Annotated in this window: 13 protein-coding genes; 5 read left to right on the top strand and 8 right to left on the bottom strand. The window is 73.8% G+C overall.

Annotation, left to right across the window (positions count from 1 at the left end; translation table 11 throughout):
• Positions 1–2: 2 nt before the first annotated feature.
• From Pta02_RS27325 to Pta02_RS27305, 5 genes are all read right to left on the bottom strand, one after another.
• Positions 3–938, bottom strand: coding sequence for a type II secretion system F family protein (locus tag Pta02_RS27325; protein WP_203877810.1), 936 nt, complete (start codon positions 936–938; stop codon positions 3–5).
• 94 nt (positions 939–1,032) lie between these two features.
• Complete coding sequence (locus tag Pta02_RS27320) at positions 1,033–1,929, bottom strand: type II secretion system F family protein (RefSeq protein WP_203877809.1); 897 nt, start codon at positions 1,927–1,929, stop codon at positions 1,033–1,035.
• A gap of 109 nt (positions 1,930–2,038) precedes the next feature.
• Positions 2,039–3,340, bottom strand: a complete 1,302-nt coding sequence (locus Pta02_RS27315; protein WP_203877808.1) for a TadA family conjugal transfer-associated ATPase — start codon at positions 3,338–3,340, stop codon at positions 2,039–2,041.
• 31 nt (positions 3,341–3,371) lie between these two features.
• Entirely contained in the window at positions 3,372–4,145 is a 774-nt protein-coding gene (locus tag Pta02_RS27310) for a CpaE/TadZ family protein (protein ID WP_203877807.1), read from the bottom strand.
• A gap of 1 nt (position 4,146) precedes the next feature.
• The gene (locus Pta02_RS27305; protein WP_239131260.1) at positions 4,147–4,839 is read right to left on the bottom strand and encodes a hypothetical protein; all 693 of its coding nucleotides are present in this window, start codon (positions 4,837–4,839) and stop codon (positions 4,147–4,149) included.
• 331 nt (positions 4,840–5,170) lie between these two features.
• On the opposite strand from Pta02_RS27305, the gene Pta02_RS27300 reads away from it, so the two are divergent.
• Both Pta02_RS27300 and Pta02_RS27295 read left to right on the top strand, forming a co-directional pair.
• Complete coding sequence (locus tag Pta02_RS27300; protein ID WP_203877805.1) at positions 5,171–5,533, top strand: hypothetical protein; 363 nt, start codon at positions 5,171–5,173, stop codon at positions 5,531–5,533.
• A 147-nt stretch (positions 5,534–5,680) separates the two neighbouring features.
• Complete coding sequence (locus Pta02_RS27295) at positions 5,681–10,645, top strand: FtsK/SpoIIIE domain-containing protein (protein WP_203877804.1); 4,965 nt, start codon at positions 5,681–5,683, stop codon at positions 10,643–10,645.
• Between the two features lie 89 nt (positions 10,646–10,734).
• On the opposite strand, the gene Pta02_RS27290 is transcribed toward Pta02_RS27295, so the two are convergent.
• Positions 10,735–11,055 (bottom strand): WXG100 family type VII secretion target, encoded by a 321-nt coding sequence (locus Pta02_RS27290; RefSeq protein ID WP_373872419.1) that lies wholly within the window; start codon positions 11,053–11,055, stop codon positions 10,735–10,737.
• A gap of 109 nt (positions 11,056–11,164) precedes the next feature.
• On the opposite strand from Pta02_RS27290, the gene Pta02_RS27285 reads away from it, so the two are divergent.
• The 3 genes from Pta02_RS27285 (at position 11,165) to Pta02_RS27275 (ending at position 15,266) form a co-directional block, all read left to right on the top strand.
• Positions 11,165–11,899, top strand: a complete 735-nt coding sequence (locus Pta02_RS27285) for an SDR family NAD(P)-dependent oxidoreductase (protein ID WP_203877802.1) — start codon at positions 11,165–11,167, stop codon at positions 11,897–11,899.
• Between the two features lie 92 nt (positions 11,900–11,991).
• The gene (locus tag Pta02_RS27280) at positions 11,992–13,755 is read left to right on the top strand and encodes an acetyl/propionyl/methylcrotonyl-CoA carboxylase subunit alpha (protein ID WP_203877801.1); all 1,764 of its coding nucleotides are present in this window, start codon (positions 11,992–11,994) and stop codon (positions 13,753–13,755) included.
• A gap of 137 nt (positions 13,756–13,892) precedes the next feature.
• Positions 13,893–15,266, top strand: a complete 1,374-nt coding sequence (locus tag Pta02_RS27275) for a hypothetical protein (RefSeq protein WP_239131259.1) — start codon at positions 13,893–13,895, stop codon at positions 15,264–15,266.
• A gap of 169 nt (positions 15,267–15,435) precedes the next feature.
• Here the strand turns inward: Pta02_RS27275 and Pta02_RS27270 are convergent, their stop codons facing one another.
• Positions 15,436–16,455 (bottom strand): LacI family DNA-binding transcriptional regulator, encoded by a 1,020-nt coding sequence (locus tag Pta02_RS27270; RefSeq protein WP_203877800.1) that lies wholly within the window; start codon positions 16,453–16,455, stop codon positions 15,436–15,438.
• Positions 16,452–19,271, bottom strand: coding sequence for a glycoside hydrolase family 3 protein (locus Pta02_RS27265; RefSeq protein ID WP_203877799.1), 2,820 nt, complete (start codon positions 19,269–19,271; stop codon positions 16,452–16,454). Before Pta02_RS27265 ends, Pta02_RS27270 begins: the two co-directional genes overlap by 4 nt.
• Positions 19,272–19,536: the final 265 nt, after the last annotated feature.

Below are 19,536 nucleotides of genomic sequence, written 5' to 3'. Positions count from 1 at the left end.
GGTCAGGACCCCAACATCTTCATAGCGGCCGGAAAACTCAGGAAGATCACGAAGCCCGCGCAGAGCAGCAGCTGGGCGACGAGCATCGACTGGGACCGCTCGCCCGCCTGCCCCTCCACCTCGGCGAGTTCGCGTCGCCGCAGGGTCGCGGCGCGGGCGGTCAGGGAGGCGCGGACCTTGGCGCCGTCGTCGGCGACCAGGCCGAGCGCGGCGGACAGGTCGCGCAGCTCGTCGACGTTGATCTCGTCGCCGAGCTGGCCGAGCGCCTGCCAGGGGGTGATGCCGACGATCCTGGCGTTGGCGAGCGCCTCGCGGATCCGGGCCATCGCCCAGTGGGACGCCTCGTCGTCGGGACCGCCGGTGCCCACCGAGACGGCCATCATCAGCGCCTCGGGCACGCCGCGGCCTCCTGCCAGGTTCATCGCCACCAGGTCGAGGAAGGCGCCGACCACGTGCCGGAAGTCACGGCGCATCCGCGCGGCGTCCCGCTTGATCTGCAGGTCGGGCAGGAAGAAGAAGACGACGGAGAAGGCGAGCGCCGCCCACAGCGGGACGGTCAGCGAGATCCCCCAGCCCATCACCGCCAGCCATCCGGCCAGCAGAGGGAAGGCCAGCAGCCCGGAGACGGCCAGCAGCATCTTGGTGGACAGGAATCCCTCGAACGACTTGCCCAGCAGGGCCAGGTCCGCGCGGGCCGAACGGACCTCCCAGCCCCGGGCGGCGTACAGGCGGGCCAGCTTGACGCCCAGCCCGCGCCGGAAGGCGCCGACCTCCTCGTCGGGCAGGACGAGCTGCGGGTGCGGAGCGCCGCCGCCCTCGCGGGCGGCGTCCAGCGCCAGCAACCGCGTCACCAGGCCCGGCCGGGCCGGGAACAGCGCCCGCACCAGCAGGAACAGGCCCAGCCCCAGCCCGCCTCCGGCCAGCAGCGCTTCGGTCATCGCCGTCCACCTCCCACCGGCGGAACCCCGGTCATCGCCGTCCACCTCATGCGACGCCTGGAGTCCGCCGTGCACCTCACGCGACGTCCGGAGCTCATCTCCGTCCACCTCCTGTGGCGCCGTCCCGGCCCGCGGACGGGCCGAGCAGGCGGGCGGGCTTGTCGAAGCGGGCCAGGCGGCGCATCCACGCGAACCCGGCGCCGAAGAACCCGGCCACCACCAGGAGTACGGCCTGGCCGAGGGCGTCGTCGTACTCGGAGACGTAGTCGGGGTTGAAGACCACCAGGGCCGCCGCGAAGGCGACGGCCGTACCGACCACGATCTGCACGCTGCGCCGGGTGGAGCGGCGCTCGGCCTCGACGCGGCGGCGCATGTCGAGCTCCTCGCGCGCCGACACCGCAAGTGCGCCGAGCACGTCGCGCAGACCGGGGCCGCGCAGCCGGGAGTTGAGGATCAGCGCGGCGACCACGAGGTCGGCCGAGGGGTCGTCCAGCTCGTCGGCGAACAGGCGCAGCGCGTCGGGCAGCGGCATGCGGGTGTGCAACCGGTCCACCAGCGCGCGCAGGTGCGGGCGGAGCATGGGTGAGGCGGCGCGGATCGAGGACGGGATCGCCTGCTCCAGGCCCGCCGCTCCGGCGATGGTGTCGCGCAGCGACTCGGTCCAGGCGGCCAGCCCTTCGAGCCGCCGCATCGCCGCCCGCTCCTCGGCCGCGCCGCCCGCCAGGCCGCGCCATCCCAGGGCCAGCAGTACGGCGCCGGCCGCCATCACCGGCCACCCGGTCACCACCAGCACGGCCACCCCCGCGATCACTCCCACCGCGGACCGGGTGGACAGGGCCCGCACCAGCTCGCGCCGCCCGGCCCTGCGCGCCGGGGCCGGGCGGGGGCGCATGCCGTACAGCGCCAGGCCCAGCAGGAACAGGCCGCCGCCCACCGCCGCCCCGGCCAGGAGCACCAGCGGGTCGAGCAGCCCGGGAGGGAACGGGGTCACCGGTCCCACCTCCCCCGCGGCCCGTACGCGGGCGGGACCACCGCCATGTCGGCCACCGCCACCACCGCCGCCGCACCGGACGGCACCGCCGCACCGGACGGGGCCGTCATCACGCCCACCCCCGGGGGTCGTAACCGTGGGGAGCGAGCTCCTCCAGGCAGGACACCGGGGCGTGCGGCAGCAGGCGGCCGTCCGGCCCGATGGCGAAGACCTCCGAGGAGAGCACCCTGCCGTCGACCCCGGCCACCTCGCGCACGCTGGAGACGAAGCGGCGCAGCGTGCCCCCGACCGCGTAGTCGTTGCGCTTCTCGATGAAGATCACGAAGTCGATCGCGCCCGCGATCAGCATGTGGGTGGCCTCGACCGGCAGGCGCTCGTTCGCCTGCAGGGCGTAGGTGGCGATCCGGTTGAAGACCTCCATCGAGGAGTTGGCGTGGATCGTGGACAGCGAGCCGTCGTTGCCCTGGGTCATCGCGTTGAGCATGGTGACGATCTCGTCGCCGAGGACCTCGCCCACGATCACCCGGGAGGGGTTCATGCGCAGGGAGCGGCGGACGAGCTCGGCCATGGTGATCTCGCCCTGCCCCTCGGAGTTGGGCAGGCGCTGCTCGAAGGCCACCACGTTGGGGTGGAGCTCGGGGAACTGGTCGAGCCCCAGCTCCAGCGCCCGCTCCACGGTGATCAGCCGCTCCGCCGGCGGGATCTCGTTGGCGAGCGCGCGCAGCAGGGTCGTCTTCCCGGCGTTGGTGGACCCGGCGATCATGATGTTCTTCCTGGCGGCCACGGCGGCCGACAGGAAGCGGCCCAGTTCGGGGCTGAGCGTGCCGTTGCCCACCAGATCGCTGAGGAAGACCTTGCCCAGCCGGGAACGGCGGATGGAGACGGCGGGGCGCACCGTCACGTCCATGACCGCCGAGAGCCGTGAGCCGTCCGGCAGGCGCAGGTCGAGCTGGGGGTTGGCGGTGTCGAAGGGCCGGCTGGACAGGCCGCTGTAGGCGGCGAGGATCTGGATCAGCTCGACCAGTTCCTCGTCGGAGTCGGCCACGGGCTCGCTCATGAGCTCCTGGCCGTCGGCGTAGCCGACGAAGACCCGGTCGCAGCCGTTGATGTCGATGTTCTCGACCTCGGGGTCGTCCAGCAGCGGCTGCAGGCGGCCGACGCCGAACAGCGCCGCGTGGATCCCGGCGGCGAGCGCCTCCTCCTCCTCGGCGGTGGGCGGGGTACGGCCGACGCCGATCTCGCCGCGCGCGAACTCCTCCAGCACCTGGGCGATCAGCGCGCGGGCGAACTGGCGCTCGTCCTCCCCGGTCATCGGGGGCAGGCCGGAGGCCTGGTCCAGGCGGCGCTGGTGGGCCAGCCGGTCGCCGACCTCCTGGCGGAACCGCTTGACGAGGGTGTGGTCGATGCTCATGCGCCCTCCCGCCGTCCGGCGCCCGCGCGGCTCACGGCGCGCTCTCCGCGGCGGCCGCCGTACGGCCCGGGGCCACCTGGGCGGCCAGGCGACCGGCGAGCTCGCGGGCGGTGCGGATCAGCAGCGAGCGGTCCAGGCGCCCGCCCCACTGGCCGCGCAGCAGCTCGGCGCCCTTGGGATCGTGGGCGAGCCCGGCGACGAAGGCGACGTCCTTGCCGGTGGCCGCCACGATCCGGCGGACCTCGTCGATCGTCGCGCGGTACTGGCGGGGGTCGGCGATCGTCACCACCCCCACGCGCGTCCCGCGGGGCAGCACCTGCAGCCGCTCGCGCAGGTGGGCGACGTGGTCGAGGCTCGCCCTGGTGAACAGGACCGTCAGCTCCGCCTCGGCGATCAGCTCGCCCAGCTCCGGATGCCCGCCCAGGCGCCCGCAGTCGGCCAGCACGTCGGCGTGCGGCATCGCGGCCAGCGCCCGGCCGAGGGGCCCCCACAGCCAGGTCAGCCCGGCGGCCTGCTCGCCGTGGGTGAGGCCGGCCAGCACGTCGAGCCCGCCGACGATCTTCTGGGTGTGCTCGTGGACCAGGGCGGGACTCAGGCCGCGGCGGGCCGTGGCCCCCAGGGTGAGCAGGCCCCTGCCGGGGTTGAGCACGCCTCCGTCGGCGGCCGGGAGTCGGTAGGCGAGGTCGCCGCCGGCCGGGTCGCACTCGGCCAGCAGCACCGGGCGCGGCCAGATGGCGCCCAGGGCCGTGGCCGCCGTCGTCACGCCGGGCGCGCCCTTGTCGGCGGCCAGCACGATGAGCGCCACGTCAGCGCGCTCCCGGCAGCTCGGCCACGGCGATCTCACCGTTGGAGGCGTAGGCGACGATCTCCGGCGCGACCGAGCTGTCCACGATCACCGTGATCTGGCCGGACGCGCGGCCCTCGCCGACCTGGTGGACCAGCGCGTTCTGCGCCAGGACCTCGCCCTGCGCGGTGGCGCCCCGGCCGGGCACGTGGATGATCTGGACCCGGTCTCCCCTGATCAGGGTGCCGGGGGTCTGGCCCGGCTTGAGCGACAGGCCCACCTGCGCCTTGCCCGGGCCCAGCTCCCTGCTGGTGGAGACCACCATCTGGCGGGTCAGGAGCGTTCCTGGCAGCAGGGTGACCAGCGCGTGGTTCTCGCCTTCGGCGATGCTCCGGTGCTGGGCGTAGGGCACGAAGTCGACGCCGGTGTCGGCTATCTGGACCTCGCGCATCGCCGTGGCCGGAATGCGCTGGCCGGAACCGACCTGCTGGACGATCTGGATCGCGGAGACCCGGTCACCGCTGCGCAGGACCAGCAACGTGGTCGCCAGCGCGCCGCCGAGGATCAGCAGGACGGCCAGTGCCGCGAGTGCCGGTTTTCGTTCGCGCGGGGGGACGGGGAGTTTGCGTGACGCCGGCCCCGACAGGGCGCCCGCCGAACCTGGCCGCTCGGCGTTCGCCGGGGCGCGGCCCGCTGGCTTCTCGCTGGTCCTCATGGGCGGGGGACTCCCAGAGATCATATTCGGGGATTACGGACGAATTTACGCCATTATGTGCACCCTGCCTGCCGGATGCCCGGGAAAAGCGAGGACCAATGCTCGTTCGGTAGCAATACATCTGTCAATGACGATCTACTGAGAACTTGCGAATCAGGGAGATGACACGGCCCTTATCTCGATGATAAGGACCCCGATAACCCCGTGCACCACCTGTCACATCTTTTCTCTCCCGATTCACATCTCTCTCCCGCGTCCCTTCACTCCCTCGCCACGCGAATATGCGTGCCTTTTCATCCTGAACTCGTTCAAAACATGCCATCCTTGTCTCATGACCGAGTGGTTCAGGCACCGCACGCCACGCTCCACGGGTTCCACGGGCCGCCTCGCCCTCTTTCTCCGGTCGGCCGCCGGGCGGCTCGGGCGCCGGGGCGCCGAGCGGATCGCCGCCGCCCCCGCCGCCGAGAAGGTCGTCGAGAGGCTGCACCGGGCGGCGAGCGGGCTGGCCGAGGTCACCTCCGAGGTGAGCGCCTACGCCGGCCTCCTGGAGGAGAAGACGGACGCGTTGCGCGACCTCGCCCGTGACCGGCGCAATCCCCAGATTTCCACCGAGTTTTCCACAGGCACCTCCCGGAACTCCCCAGCCACCCCGAAGCCCCAGAATCACCGCATATCCCCACATGAATCGGCATAACGCTCGGATCACGGTGGACAGTTATCCACAGGTTGCGACGTTTTCCACATACCGTTCCGCGACCCCCGTCTTTGCCGTGAACTCCTCTTCCCCGGCCGCTCCCGGTCGCTAGGTTGAAACAGGGCGTCCGACCCCGAGGAGAGCGCGATGCGGATCATGCTCACCGTGCTCAGCGAGCACGCCGACCGCGACGTCATGGTCGAGGGCGACGAGACGACCACGGTGGCGCGGCTCGCCGAGGCGCTCGCCGGGCAGCCGGGAGAGCGGGCGGGAAACACCGGCAACGTGGTACGGCTGACGCGCAGCAAGGCCCCCTACGGCCTGGGCGAGACCGCCGAGACCCCCTCGCTGTGGCTGAACGGCCGCGAGCTGGCGCCGGACGCCCCCGTGAACGGCCTCCTGCGCGACGGCGACCTGGTCACCCTGGACCGGCGCCTGGCCGTCTCGACGCTGGCCGAAGAGCCCGGGGGCGTCGTGGAGATCCGGGTGGTCGGCGGCCCCGCCGCCGGGTCGGTGCACCGGCTCGGCATCGGCGTCCACACCGTCGGCTCCGACCCCGCGTGCGCGGTGGCCGTCCACGACCCCGCCCTGCCCGCCCGGGCGGCCGTCGTCCGGCTCACCCCCGAGACCGTCACGGTGGAGCCCGCCGGGCCGGCCGTACCCGAGCCGCACGGACCGTCGCCGAAGCCGGGCGGACCGTCGCCGAAGCCGGGCGGACGACCGCCGAAGCGGGCGGCGACGGAGCCGGGCGGGCGATCACCGGAGCGGGCCGCACCCGATCCGGACGGGCGGCCGCCGAAGCGGGACGGGCGGCCGCCGGAGCCGGGCGGGCCCGAGCTGGACGGGCGGCCGCTGGAGGAGGTCGCCGACTGGCCCGAGCACGCCCTGCTGACCTGCGGGTCCTCGGTGCTGACGCTGAAGGCGGTCGAACCTCCGGACGCGCACCTGGACGCCCAGCCCGACGGCGGGCTCTCCTACAACCGGCCGCCCCGGCTCCGGCCCCCGGACAGGGTGCGGCGCCTGGAGGTCCCGGCCGAGCCGGTGCGGGCCGAGACCATGCGGCTGCAGCTCCTGGCCGCCCTCCTGCCCCTGGTTCTCGGGCTGGTCCTGGCCTGGGCGTTCCAGCTCTGGTACTTCCTGCTGTTCGCCCTGATGAGCCCTTTGATCATGTTCGGCCAGTGGTGGAGCGACCGGCGGCACGGGCGCAAACGCCACCGCATGCAGATGAAGGAGTACCGCGAGCGCATGGCGGCCTTCGAGGCCGATCTGGAGCTGGCCCGCGCCGCCGACGAGACCGCGCGCCGCGCCGCCGCGCCCGACCCGGCCGAGGTGCTGCTCACCGCGACCGGCCCGCGGCGGCGGTTGTGGGAGCGCCGCGACCACGACCCCGACGCGCTCCGCCTGCGCGTCGGGCTGGCCGACCTCCCCGCCGACCTGGAGCTGGTGCCCGAGCGCAGCGCCCCCGCGGGCATGGCCGTGCCCGGCCCGCCGGCCTGCCGGGCGGTGCCCGTGGCACTGGCGATGCGGCGGCTCGGCGTGGCCGGGCTCACCGGGCCGCGCGAGACCGCCGTCGGTCTGGCCCGCTGGCTGGTCGGCCAGGCCGCCACCCTGCACAGCCCGCGCGACCTGGCGATCGTGGTGCTGTCCGCGCACGGCGACGGCGCCGAGCGCTGGAACTGGGTGCGCTGGCTGCCCCACTGCGCCCCGCACGGCGGTGAGGACTGCGTGGCGCTGGTCGGCGCCGACCCGGAGGCCGCGGCCCGGCGGGTCGCCGAGCTGACCGCGCTGATCGCCGAACGCCTCGGCGAGGACGGCCCCTCGTCCAAGCCGGGCCGCTCCCCCGCGGGCTGGGGGGACCTGGACGCCGGCCCCTCGACCGCGGGCGGCTGGGACGGCTCGGGCGGCTCCCGGGAGTTCACCCCGGTCTACGACGAGCGCCCCCACGACGTGCTGGTGGTCCTGGACGGCGCCCAGGTCCTGCGCGCGCTGCCCGGCATGCCGCAGGTGCTGCGCCAGGGCCCCCGCGCCGGCGTCTACACCCTGGCGATAGACGGCGACCAGCGGCTGCTGCCCGAGGAGTGCGCCACCGTCGCGCAGGCCACGGCCGACGGCCGGCTCCGGCTGCGCGGCGGCGGGCTGGACGGCCTCGGCGAGATCCTGGCCGACCGGGTCCCCTCCTCCTGGTGCGACCGGCTGGCCCGCTCCCTGGCCCCGATCCGCGACGTCAGCCGCGAGGACCCCGGCCTGGCCCTGCCCCCCTCCGCCCGGCTGCTGGACCTGCTGCGGCTGCCCGCCCCCTCCGCCGCGGCCGTGGCCGCCCGATGGGGCCGGTCCACCGAGGCCGTGATCGGGGCAGGCCCGGACGGGCCGTTCTCCGTCGACCTGCGCGTCGACGGGCCGCACGCGCTCATCGCGGGCACCACCGGCGCGGGCAAGTCCGAGCTGCTGCAGACGCTGATCTGCTCGCTCGCGGTGGCCAACCGGCCGGACGAGATGACGTTCGTGCTGATCGACTACAAGGGCGGGGCGGCCTTCAAGGAGTGCGTACGGCTGCCGCACACCGTCGGCATGGTCAGCGACCTGGACGGCCACCTGACCCGCCGGGCCCTGGCCTCCCTGGCCGCCGAGATCCGGCGCAGGGAGCGGCTGCTGCTGGCGGCCGGCGCCAAGGACGTCGAGGACTACCACGAGCTGCGCGACGCCCAGCGGGCCCGTGCCTCCAGGGACCTGCTGGTCGCGGGCGGGTCCTCGCCGGTCACGCCGCTGCGGGGACGGGGCGAGCCGCTCGGGCCGCTGCCCCGGCTGGTGCTGGTGATCGACGAGTTCGCGGCGATGGTCGGCGAGCTGCCCGACTTCATGACCGGCCTGGTGGACATCGCCCGCCGCGGCCGCTCCCTGGGCATCCACCTGATCCTGGCCACCCAGCGGCCCGGCGGCGTGGTGACCGCCGACATCCAGGCCAACACGTCCCTGCGGATCGCGCTGCGGGTCACCGAGTCCTCCGAGTCCACCGACGTCATCGACCGGCCGGACGCCGCGCACATCCCCAAGTCCGCCCCCGGAAGGTGCTACGTGAAGTCGGGCGCCGGGGCGGCCACGGCGGTGCAGACCGCGCGCGTCGGCGGGCGCGGTCCCGGTGAGCGGGCCGAGGCCAGGGCGAGGGTGACCGAGCTGGGCTGGCGTGACCTGGGCCATCCGCTCACCGCGCAGGAGACGGGGACGGACGGCTCCCCCGTCACCGACCTGTCCCTGCTCGCCGACGCCCTGGCCGAGGCCGCCCGGACGGCGGGGATCGCGCGCCGGCCGAGCCCCTGGCTCGACCCGCTGCCCGGCCTCGTGGTCCTGCCCGGCCTCCCCGTCCTCTCCCCGCCTCCCCCCGTCGCGGACGGGCCCAGGCGCGTGGCGCCGTACCGCTCGGGCGGATCCCCGCACGAGGCCGCGCCGCGCCCGGTGGAGGAGTCCTCGCGCAGGACGGCACCGCACCCGGTGGGCGAGTCCTCGCACGGGACCGCGCCGCGCCGGGAGACCGGCCTGTCCGGCTGGACCGCGCCGTACCGGGCGGGCGGTGAGGAGGTCCCCCCGCTGGCGTTCGGCGTGACCGACCTGCCGTGGGCGCAGGACCGCCGGTCGCTGACGCTGGACCCGGCGCACGGCGGGCACCTGCTGCTGGCCGGGGCGGCGCGCAGCGGGCGATCCACCGCGCTGCGCACGCTGGCGGGGGCGATCGCCGCGGGCGTCTCCCCGCAGGACGTGCACCTGCACGTGATCGACTGCGGGTCGGGGGCGATGCTCCCCCTGGTGGCGATGCCGCACTGCGGCGCCGTCGTGACCCGCGACCAGCTCGACCGGGTGGAGCGCCTGCTGGCCCGTCTGCGGGCCGAGGTGGGACGGCGCCAGCAGCTGCTGGCCGAGGCGGGCCACGCCTCCCTGGCCGAGCTGCGCGCCCACGGCGCGGGGCCGCGGCCGCCCTGGCTGGTGCTGATGCTCGACCGGTGGGAGGGGTTCGTCGCCGCGTTCGAGGGCTACGACTACGGGCGGCTGGTCGACTCGCTGATGCAGCTGCTGCGGGAGGGCCCGGCGGTCGGCCTGCGGGCCGTGGTGACCGGCGACCGGTCCGCGCTGATCGGGCAGATCTCCACGCTCTTCGAGGACCGGCTGATCCTGCGCCTGGCCGACCCCGCCGACTACGGGCTGGCCGGGCTGCCCGTCAAGGACCTGCCCTCCGTCCTGGTTCCCGGCCGGGCCCTGTCCCCGGGGGAGCACGGCCTGACCGAGAGCCAGATCGCCCTGCTCGACGACGACCCCGCCGGACCGGCCCAGGTCTCCGCCCTGCAGTCGCTGGCCCGTACGGTGCCCGCCAGGTTCCCGGGGACCGCGAGCGCCCGGGGCGGGGAGGAACCGGCCGGGTGGATCTGGGACGGGGAGCCGCCGCTGCGGGTGGACCCGCTGCCGATGCGGATCACCGCCGCCCAGGCGATGGCGCTGGCGCCGTCCTTCGAGCCCCCCTCACCCCTGTGGGCGCTGCTCGGCGCCGGGGGCGACGCGCTGGCCCCGCTCGGCGTCGACCTGCTCTCCCAGGGCCCCGGCGCGGTCGTGGCGGGCCCGCCCCGCTCGGGCCGCTCGTCGGCCTTGCTGACGGCCGCCCGCTCCCTGCTCTCGCACGGCACCCCCGTGGTCCTGGTGACCCCGCGGCGCAGCCCCCTGTGCACGCTGGTCGACGAGCCCGGCGTGCTGGCCGTACTCGACTCCGGCGGCGACCTGGACGAGGCCCTGGCCGGTCAGGAGCGCTACGTCGTGATCGTCGACGACGCCGAGCTGGTCTCCGCCGACTCCCCGCTCGGCACGGCCCTGGAGCGGGTGCTGCGGACCGGCCGCGACGGCGAGCACGGCCTCATCGCCGGCGGCACCACCGGCGACCTGACCACGGCCTACCGCGGCTTCACCGCCGAGGCCCGCAAGTCCCGCACCGGCCTGCTGCTGTCGGTGCAGAGCCCCGCCGACGGCGACCTGTTCACCGTACGGCTGCCGCGGGGCGCGGTCGGCGGTCCCCCCGGCCGGGGCCTGCTGGTCACCCTGGGCACCGTCACCCCGGTCCAGAGCGCGATGCCGTGAGGGCGCGAAGCCGTAAGAGCGCCCGCGGGCTCATGAGGGCATGACGAAGCGCCCCGGATCCGGCGGGACGGGGCGCTGGGACCGGCGGGTCAGCGGGTGGCCGACTCGATGTTGCCCCGGTAGGTGTTGATGACCCGCGCGGCCTCGGTGAGCTCCTCGGCCATGCGCTGGAATGCGGTGCGGTAGTTCTGCCAGGCCTCGCCGAAACGCTGGGCGCCGGGGCCCGTCCAGGCCGTGCCGACCTTGGCGGCCTCACGGTCCAGGGCCGCCATCGTGGCCCGCACCTGATCGGCCTGCTGAGTGAACTGGGTGGCCATCTGCTGCATTTCCGCAGGGTTGCCGCCGAGCAAGTTCTGGCTCATGCCCGTCTCCTTCAGAGTCGGTGTCAGGGGGGCGCCAAACGCACTCACGATAGGTGTACGGATCCGTTGTCATCTGCGTTATACCTATCGGCTATGGTCCCCGCTAGATATCGTTGCTCCTTTTATGGATTTGTCCGTACGGAAAGGGCTGCGTCCAATGCGGGAAATCGTGGTGACCGGTGGCGGCACCGGGATCGGGTACGCCGTCGCGGCGGCGTTCGTCGCCCAGGGTGACCGGGTCACCATCACCGGGCGGCGCGAGCAGGTGCTCAAGGAGGCCTGCGACCGGCTGGACGACCCCGCCCGCACCGCCTACGTCGCGTTCAACGCGGCCAACCCGGTCGCCGTGGGCGAGTCCCTGGGCAGACTGCCCGCCCGGGTGGACGTGCTGGTCAACAACGCGGGCGGCAACACCAACCTGGACCGCCCGGCCGCCGACGACGACCTCATGGACGTGGCCGAGGGCTGGTGGGCCAACCTCAACGCCAACCTGCTCTCGGCCGTCCTGGTCACCACGGCGCTGGTCCCCCGCATGCCCGACCACGGCAGGATCGTCATGATCGGTTCGATCGCGGCCAGGGGCACCGGCTCGGGCTCGTACGGCGCGGCGAAGGCGGCGCTGGAGGCCTGGACCGCCGACCTGGCGGCCGAGCTCGGCCCCCGCGGCATCACCGCCAACGTGGTCTCCCCCGGCCTGATCGTGGACACCGGGTTCTTCCGGGGCCGACTCACCGAGGAGGGCGTGCGGCGCCGGGTCGAGAGCACCAGGAACGGCCGCGCCGGCACGCCCGACGACGTGGCCCAGACCGTCAGGTTCCTCTCCTCCCCCGAGGCCCGCCACCTCACCGGACAGGTCGTCCATGTCAATGGAGGCGCCTACCTGGGCAGGTAGACCCCCAGGGAGACCTGGTGATCAGATGACGCTTACACTCCGGTGGAGGCCCGCCAGCCCCCACGTTCGCCGTATTGAAGGGATCCACGTCGGTGCAGAAGGTCCTTATCGCCAACCGTGGTGAGATCGCCGTGCGGATCGCCCGCGCCTGCAAGGACGCCGGGCTGGCCAGCGTCGCGGTCTATTCCGACCAGGACCTGGACGCCCTCCACGTCCGCGTCGCGGACGAGGCGCACGCCCTGGCGGGCCGGACGCCGGCCGAGACCTACCTCGACATCGCCAGGCTGCTGCGGGTCGCCGCGGAGACCGGGGCCGACGCGGTCCACCCCGGCTACGGCTTCCTCGCCGAGAACGCGGAGTTCGCCCAGGCCGTGATCGACGCCGGCCTGACCTGGATCGGCCCGCCGCCCTCCGCGATCATCGCGCTCGGCGACAAGGTCCAGGCCCGGCACATCGCGCAGAGGGTCGGCGCGCCGCTGGTGGCCGGCACCGAGGATCCCGTGTCGGGCGCCGAGGAGGTCGTCGCCTTCGCCGCCGAGCACGGCCTGCCCATCGCGATCAAGGCGGCGTACGGCGGCGGCGGGCGCGGCCTGAAGGTCGCCCGCACCCTGGAGGAGATCCCCGACCTGTACGAGTCGGCCGTCCGCGAGGCCGTCACCGCCTTCGGCCGGGGCGAGTGCTTCGTCGAGCGCTACCTGGACCGGCCCCGGCACGTGGAGACCCAGTGCCTGGCCGACGCGCACGGCAACGTGGTGGTCGTCTCCACCCGCGACTGCTCCCTGCAGCGCCGCCACCAGAAGCTGGTGGAGGAGGCCCCCGCCCCGTTCCTGTCCGACGCCCAGCGGGAGCTGCTCTACGACAGCTCCAAGGCGATCCTGAAGGAGGCCGGCTACGTCGGCGCGGGCACCTGCGAGTTCCTCGTCGGCCAGGACGGCACGATCTCCTTCCTGGAGGTCAACACCCGCCTGCAGGTCGAGCACCCGGTCACCGAGGAGGTCGCCGGGATCGACCTGGTCCGCGAGATGTTCCGGATCGCCGAGGGCGAGGAGCTCGGCTACGGCGACCCGGTGCTGCGCGGCCATTCCCTGGAGTTCCGGATCAACGCCGAGGACGCCGGGCGCGGCTTCCTGCCGGCGCCGGGCACGATCACCCGCATGACCACGCCCTCCGGCCCCGGCGTACGGCTGGACGCCGGTTACGAGACCGGCATGACCGTGCCGCAGGAGTTCGACTCGCTGGTCGCCAAGCTCGTCGTGACCGGGGCCACCCGGCGCCAGGCCCTGGAGCGCGCCCGGCGCGCGCTGGCCGAGTTCGAGGTCGACGGCATGCCGACCGTGCTGCCCTTCCACCGGGTGATCGTCGAGGACCCGGCCTTCGCCCCGGCCGGTGAGAACGAGCCGTTCTCCGTGCACACCCGGTGGATCGAGACCGAGTTCGACAACACGATCGCCCCCTACTCCGGGGAGGCCGGGCAGGCGGAGGAACCCGTCGAGCGCGAGCGGGTCACGGTCGAGGTCGGCGGCAAGCGGCTGGAGGTCGTCCTGCCCGCCGGATTCGGTACGGCGGGCCCGGCCCGCACCGCCACCGCGGCGGCGCCCCGGCGGCGCGGCGGAGGGGCGAAGAAGGCCGCGGCCGGCGGGGACGCGCTGGTCAGCCCGATGCAGGGCACGATCGTGAAGGTCATCGCCTCCGACGGTGACGCCGTCGCGGCCGGGGACACCATCGTCGTCCTGGAGGCGATGAAGATGGAGCAGCCGCTGACCGCGCACAAGGCGGGCACGGTCACCGGCCTGACGGCGGCGGTCGGCCAGAGCGTCAGCGCCGGTGCGGTGATCTGTGACATCAAGGACGCATGAGCACCGGCGCGCGGTGAATGTTCCACCCGGATGACCGAGCTGGGCAGCCAATTCGAGGGTTGAGGGGATACGGTCGGGTAGTAGGGAACTCCCATGTCCGCTCATTCGTCCTAATCGGACGAAGGAGGCTTTTTGCCGTGACCACCAAACAAACCATGCCAGGTCGTCTCGGTGCCGCGATCATCGCGACCTTCGCCGGGCTGCTGGCCGTCTTCATGCTCGCGCCCGCGGCGAACGCCGCGGCTCCCGATCCCGGTCCCATCGCCTCTCAGCTGCAGAGCGGTGACCACTTCTACTACGACTCCTCGGTCGGTGCGCCGCAGGGCGCCGTGGACGCCATGCGCGCGGCGGCCGGGGAGACCTCGAACGTCTACCTCGCCGTCCTGCCCGCGGGGTCGCTCAAGAACAGCTCCGAGGCCTCGACATTCCTCAAGACGCTGAACGACCAGATCGGCGGAGACAACGTCGTCGTGGTCGTCAACGGCGGCAAGCAGCTGCTCTACCGGCCCAGCGTCTCGGGCTGGAAGCGGGAGCTGGACCAGGCCTACCGGAAGGCGAGCAACGAGCCCAACATGACCGCGGGCGCCGCCACCTTCGTCCGGCTGGCCGACGACGTCGCCAACGGCCGCCCCATCTCGGACTCGGGCTCCTCGGGCTCCGGCTCCTCGGGCGGTTCCAGCGTGGGCGTGCTGGTCGGCATCCTGGTGCTGGCCCTGGCCGGCGGCACGGGCCTGTTCCTCTACTCCCGCAAGAAGAAGAAGGACCGGCTGGCGCGCGAGGCCGCCGAGCTGGCCGCGGTCAAGCAGACCGTCGACGAGGACGTCACGAAGCTCGGCGAGGAGATCACCGAGCTGGACATGGACGTCAAGATGCTGACCGACGGCGGTGACCACCAGGAGGACTGGACCCGCGCGCTGGACGCCTACGAGCGGGCCAAGACGGAGCTCACCGCGGCCAAGCAGCCCGACGACCTGCGCAACGTGACCACCGCGCTGGAAGAGGGCCGCTACGCGCTGGCCTGCGTGCGGGCGCGCGTCAACAAGGAGCCGCTGCCCGAGCGGCGCCCGCCGTGCTTCTTCAACCCGCAGCACGGCCCCTCGGCCCGCGACGTGCGCTGGGCCCCGCCCGGCGGCGCGGTGCGCGACGTCCCGGCCTGCGCGGCCGACGCCGAGGCCGTCGAGCGCGGCTTCGAGCCGCAGTCGCGCCAGGTCATGGTCAACGGCCAGTCCCGCCCGTACTACGAGGCGGGCCCGGCCTACCAGCCCTACGCCTACGGCTACTACGGCGGCTTCGGCGACGTGATGACCGGCATGCTCGTCGGCACCATGCTCGGCAGCATGATGGGCGGCTGGGGCATGGGCGGCTACGGCATGGGCTACGGCGCCGGCTACGAGGAGGGCGTGTCCGACGCCGGTGGCGACATGGGCGGCGGCGACTTCGGCGGAGGCGGCTGGGGTGACTTCGGCGGAGGCGACTTCGGTGGCGGAGACTTCGGCGGAGGCGACTGGTAGTCACCACGGGTCACCACGGCCGGAAGCCCGCTGAAGGCGGGCACGTCCCTTCCGGGGCGTGCCCGCCTTCGCTTTCCCGCCTTCGCTCTCCCACCGCATCCGCCCGCGCCTCCCCGGTCGGCGGCGCCCCGCCACGGACTCCCGGCCGGCGCCGTCTTCCCCGGCCCGGTCAGCGCCCGGAGGCCGCCGTGCTGTCGCGGACGGTCAGGCGGGGCCGGAGCAGCGTGCCCTCCGGCACGGTGCGGCCTTCGAGCTTGTCCATCAGCAGCCGCACCGCCTGGCGGCCGACCTCCTCGGCGGGGATCAGCACGGAGGTCAGCGCCGGGCTGGAGCGTTCCGCGATGTCGTCGGGGCAGATCGCGACCACCTCGATGTCCTGCGGGACCCGCCTGCCGTGCTGGCGCAGCGCCCCGAGCACGTGGTTGACCGCAGCCTCGTTGTGCACCACCAGCGCGGTCAGGCCGGGGCGGGCGTCGAGCAGCTCGCCGACCGCGGCGGCCACCTGCTCGAAGGTCTCCTCGCAGGGCAACGCGACCCCCGTCAGGCCGTGCGCGGCCGCCGCCTCGGTGAAGCCCTCCCAGGTCCGGCTGGCGAAGCCGGTGCCTCGTTCGTAGACCACCGCGGGGGCGCCCAGCAGCGCCACCTCCCGGTGCCCGTGCTGGGCCAGGTGCTCCACGCAGAGCGCACCGGCCCGGGCGAAGTCGAGGTCCACGCAGGTCAGCCCGGCCGTGTCGGCCGGGAAGCCGATGAGCACGCTCGGCTCGGCGAGATCGCGCAGCAGCGGCACCCTGGTGTCGTGGAGCTCGACGTCCATGAGCACCAGCCCGTCCACCAGCGCGCTGGCGGCGGCTCTGCGGATCCCGTCGGGCCCCTCGTCCGCGGTGAGGAGCAGGACGTCGTGGTCGTACTGCCGCGCGGCGGTGACCACGGAGGTGGCGAACTGCATCAGCACCGGGACGTGCATTCCGACACGCAGCGGCAGCACCAGCGCGATGACGTTCGCCCGCCGGCTGGCCAGCGCCCTGGCCCCGGCGTTGGGATGGTAGCCCAGCGTCCGCACGCTGTCCAGCACCCGCCGCCGGGTGTCGGCGGAGATCGCGCGCTTCCCGCTGAGCACGTACGACACGGTGCTCACGGCCACCCCTGCGTGCCTGGCGACCTCCGTGATCGTCACGGCCCGGCCACTCATGCGGCCTCCGCCGGCTCGAAGACGAGGAGGGAGACGGTCATTCCGGCGTTCTCGAACACCACATAAAGATCGTGGACTCCGGAGGTCTCCGCAAGCGCGGCGCGGACCGGGGCGAGGTCGTAGCGTCCGGCGCGGGGGACGGGGATGGCCGCGACGGCGGGGCCGTACAGGGGGTCGTCCAGGCGCAGGGTCAGCACACCGCCCTCGGTGCTGGTGGCCTCGACCGCGCAGGCGGCCGCGCCCGGCCCGAAGTCGACCTCGCGGAACAGGATCCAGGCCCCCTCCGCGGCCGAGCGCACCGCGTCGCCGGAGACCCGGGAGGCGTCCACCAGCTCCACCCCGTCGTACTCGTCGTGGTCGGCCGCCCCGACCCGACCGGCGAACGCGTCGCGGGGCGGGATGGTCTCGCCCTCGACGTGGAACGGCGCGCACAGGCGGATGTCCCGGGCGGAACGGCCGATCATGATCTTGTGGGGCGCGTCCTCGACCACGAACCGGTTGCGGGTCACGTCCCAGAAGGCCAGCTCGCGCGTGTCGAGGGTCCAGCTCACCGTCTCGCTCTCGCCGGGCGCCAGCCGTACCTTGGCGAAGCCCCGCAGACGGCGCAGGGGCTGCTTGACCCGGGAGCGCTGCTGGTGGGTGTAGAGCTGGACGACCTCCACGCCGGGCCGGGAGCCGGTGTTGCGCACGGTGGCCGAGGCGGTGACCCTGCCGCCCTCCACCGACACGGCCAGGTCCGCGTAGTCGAAGGTCGTGTAGGACAGCCCGTGGCCGAAGGGGTGCAGCGGGGCGCCGCGGTAGTACTGGTAGGTGGCGTCGGAGGCGATGATGTCGTAGTCGAGGAGGTCGGGCAGCTCGCAGGCCGAGCGGTACCAGGTCTGGGTGAGGCGTCCCTCGGGGTCGGCGTCGCCGAAGAGCACCTCGGCCAGCGCGTGGCCGTACTCCTGGCCGCCGTGCGAGGACCACAGCACCGCGGGCAGTCCCTCGGCCGACCAGGTCACCGGATAACCGCTGCTGATCACCATGACGGTCTTCGGGTTGGCCGCGTGCACCGCCCTGACCACGGCCTCCTGCGCCGGGGGCAGCGCGAGGTCGAGCCGGTCCTCGGTCTCGCGCCCGTTGACCAGGGGGTGGTCGCCGACCACGACGATCGCCGCGTCCGCGCCCGCCGCCAGGGAGGCGGCGCTCTCCGCGCCGCTCACGACCACCTCCACGCTCAGCCAGACCGCCGCGTCCGCGTCGTCCACCAGCCGCAGGACCGCGCCGGAGGCGTCCGGCGCGACGCCGTCCGCGCCCGCCGCCGGGAGTCGCAGTCCGACGTAGCGCCCGGTGGAGATGTGGCGCAGGGCCAGGGTGCCGCGCGGCCGGTCCTCCAGCCGGAAGGTCTGGCGCACCTCCCAGCCGTTGGGTCCCGGCTGGTCGTTGACGAGCACGCCGTCGTCGTCGACCGACAGGTAGCGGCCGGTCGCCGCCGCCCGCAGGGCGTAGGAGCCGCCGCCCCAGTCGAACAGGTCGAACAGGCCGGGCTCCGCGCCGATCCCGAGGGGCCCGCCGCCGGGATCGGCCACGACGTGCCCGCCCTCGACCGACAGGGCGACGCGGTCCACCGCCTCGCAGAAGACGGTCTCGCACCGCTCGGCGATCCCGGCGCGGGCGGTGACGGCGTAGGGCAGCGTGCCGGAGTACCAGTCCTCCATGAGGGTGTCGCCGAGCTGTCCGATGACCGCGACCCGCCGCACGCCGGACAGCGGGAGGACGCCGTCGTTCTCCAGGAGCACGATCGAGCGCCGGGCGGCCTCGCGGGCCAGGTCCTGGTGCTCGGGGCAGTTGACCACGGCCTCGGTCACGTCGTCGTACGGCGTCGCGGGGTCGAACTCGCCGAGCCGGAAGCGGATCGACAGCGCGTGCCGTACGGCCGTGTCGAGGTCCTCCCCGGTGAGCAGGCCGCGCTCCAGCGCCTCGCGGATGTGCCCGAGCGTGGCCTCGGTGCGGTCGTCGTCCTGGGTGAAGCTGTCCAGTCCCGCCTTGATCGCGTGGGCGTAGGCCTCGGCGGCGTCGTCGTAGTAGGCCTGCAGGCCGGTGAAGTTGCCCGGGGCGTAGGCGTCGCTGACCACCAGGAGGTCGCCGGAGGCCCACTCCCGCAGGACCTCGTTGATGAGCGGGCTCAGGTGCGCCGGGCGGCCGTTGACCAGGTTGTAGGAGGGCATCACGGCCACGGCCGCCCCGTGCTCCAGGGCGGCCCGGTAGGCGGGCAGTTCGTACTCGTGCAGCACCCGGGGCGGCAGGTTGCTGGAGGTGACGCAGCGGTCGGTCTCGTTGTTGTAACCGAGGAAGTGCTTGAGGGTTGGGGCCGTCTTCAGCACCGTGGGATCGCTCCCACGAAGGCCGGAGGCGTACGCCGTGGCCATGACGCCGGTCAGCCACGGGTCCTCGGAGTAGCCCTCCTCGTTGCGTCCCCAGCGGGGGTCGCGCAGCGGGTTGACCACCGGCGCCCACACGTTCCGCCCGGCGCCGGAGGGGTCCTTGTGGTGGAAGGCCAGGACCTCCTCGCTCGTCGCCTCGCCGACCCGGCGGACCAGCTCGGGGTCCCAGGTGCTGGCCAGCCCGACGGCCTGCGGGAAGACCGTGGCCGGCCCCAGCCAGGCCAGGCCGTGCAGGGCCTCGGTGCCGGTCCGGAACACGCCCACGCCGAGGCGCTCGACCGGGGCCTGGTACTGGTGGAGCAGCCCGATCTTCTCCTGTGCCGTCAGCCTGCCCAGCAGGTCGGCGATGCGGGCGGGGAGCGGGAGCTCCGGGTCGCGGAACGGTTCGTTCATGGGGGGACCATCCCTCTGAGAGCGTCGAAGCGCTTCGACAATGGGGCGGGCGGCGCTCCTTGTCGAAGCGCTTCGATAGTCGGTCCAGGAAAGCTCCGCTCGTTACACACGTGTTTCGAACGGAGCTTCCCTGAAGGGTGCCCGGCTGTGAGGCTCAGGTCAAGAGCCGCCGGGCAATCAACGGATCACCGATCCGCGGCGCCTGCCGGGAGGGGAGGCCCGGGGCTGACGGCGCGGGACGCGGCGGGTCCCGGCCGGAGCGGAT

This window comes from Paraplanobispora takensis (assembly GCF_016863195.1).
Lineage (GTDB): Bacteria > Actinomycetota > Actinomycetes > Streptosporangiales > Streptosporangiaceae > Planobispora > Planobispora takensis.
Note: the sequence above shows the minus strand (reverse complement) of the source record. Positions and strands in the feature narration are given on the sequence as shown.

Bases quoted from the DNA above. Each gene is read 5' to 3' on its own strand.
- Pta02_RS27265 (WP_203877799.1), bottom strand. From the start codon at position 19,271: ATGAACGAACCGTTCCGCGACCCGGAGCTCCCGCTCCCCGCCCGCATC.
- Pta02_RS27315 (WP_203877808.1), bottom strand. From the start codon at position 3,340: ATGAGCATCGACCACACCCTCGTCAAGCGGTTCCGCCAGGAGGTCGGC.
- Pta02_RS27295 (WP_203877804.1), top strand. From the start codon at position 5,681: ATGCGGATCATGCTCACCGTGCTCAGCGAGCACGCCGACCGCGACGTC.
- Pta02_RS27305 (WP_239131260.1), bottom strand. From the start codon at position 4,839: ATGAGGACCAGCGAGAAGCCAGCGGGCCGCGCCCCGGCGAACGCCGAG.
- Pta02_RS27270 (WP_203877800.1), bottom strand. From the start codon at position 16,455: ATGAGTGGCCGGGCCGTGACGATCACGGAGGTCGCCAGGCACGCAGGG.
- Pta02_RS27300 (WP_203877805.1), top strand. From the start codon at position 5,171: ATGACCGAGTGGTTCAGGCACCGCACGCCACGCTCCACGGGTTCCACG.
- Pta02_RS27325 (WP_203877810.1), bottom strand. From the start codon at position 938: ATGACCGAAGCGCTGCTGGCCGGAGGCGGGCTGGGGCTGGGCCTGTTC.
- Pta02_RS27285 (WP_203877802.1), top strand. From the start codon at position 11,165: ATGCGGGAAATCGTGGTGACCGGTGGCGGCACCGGGATCGGGTACGCC.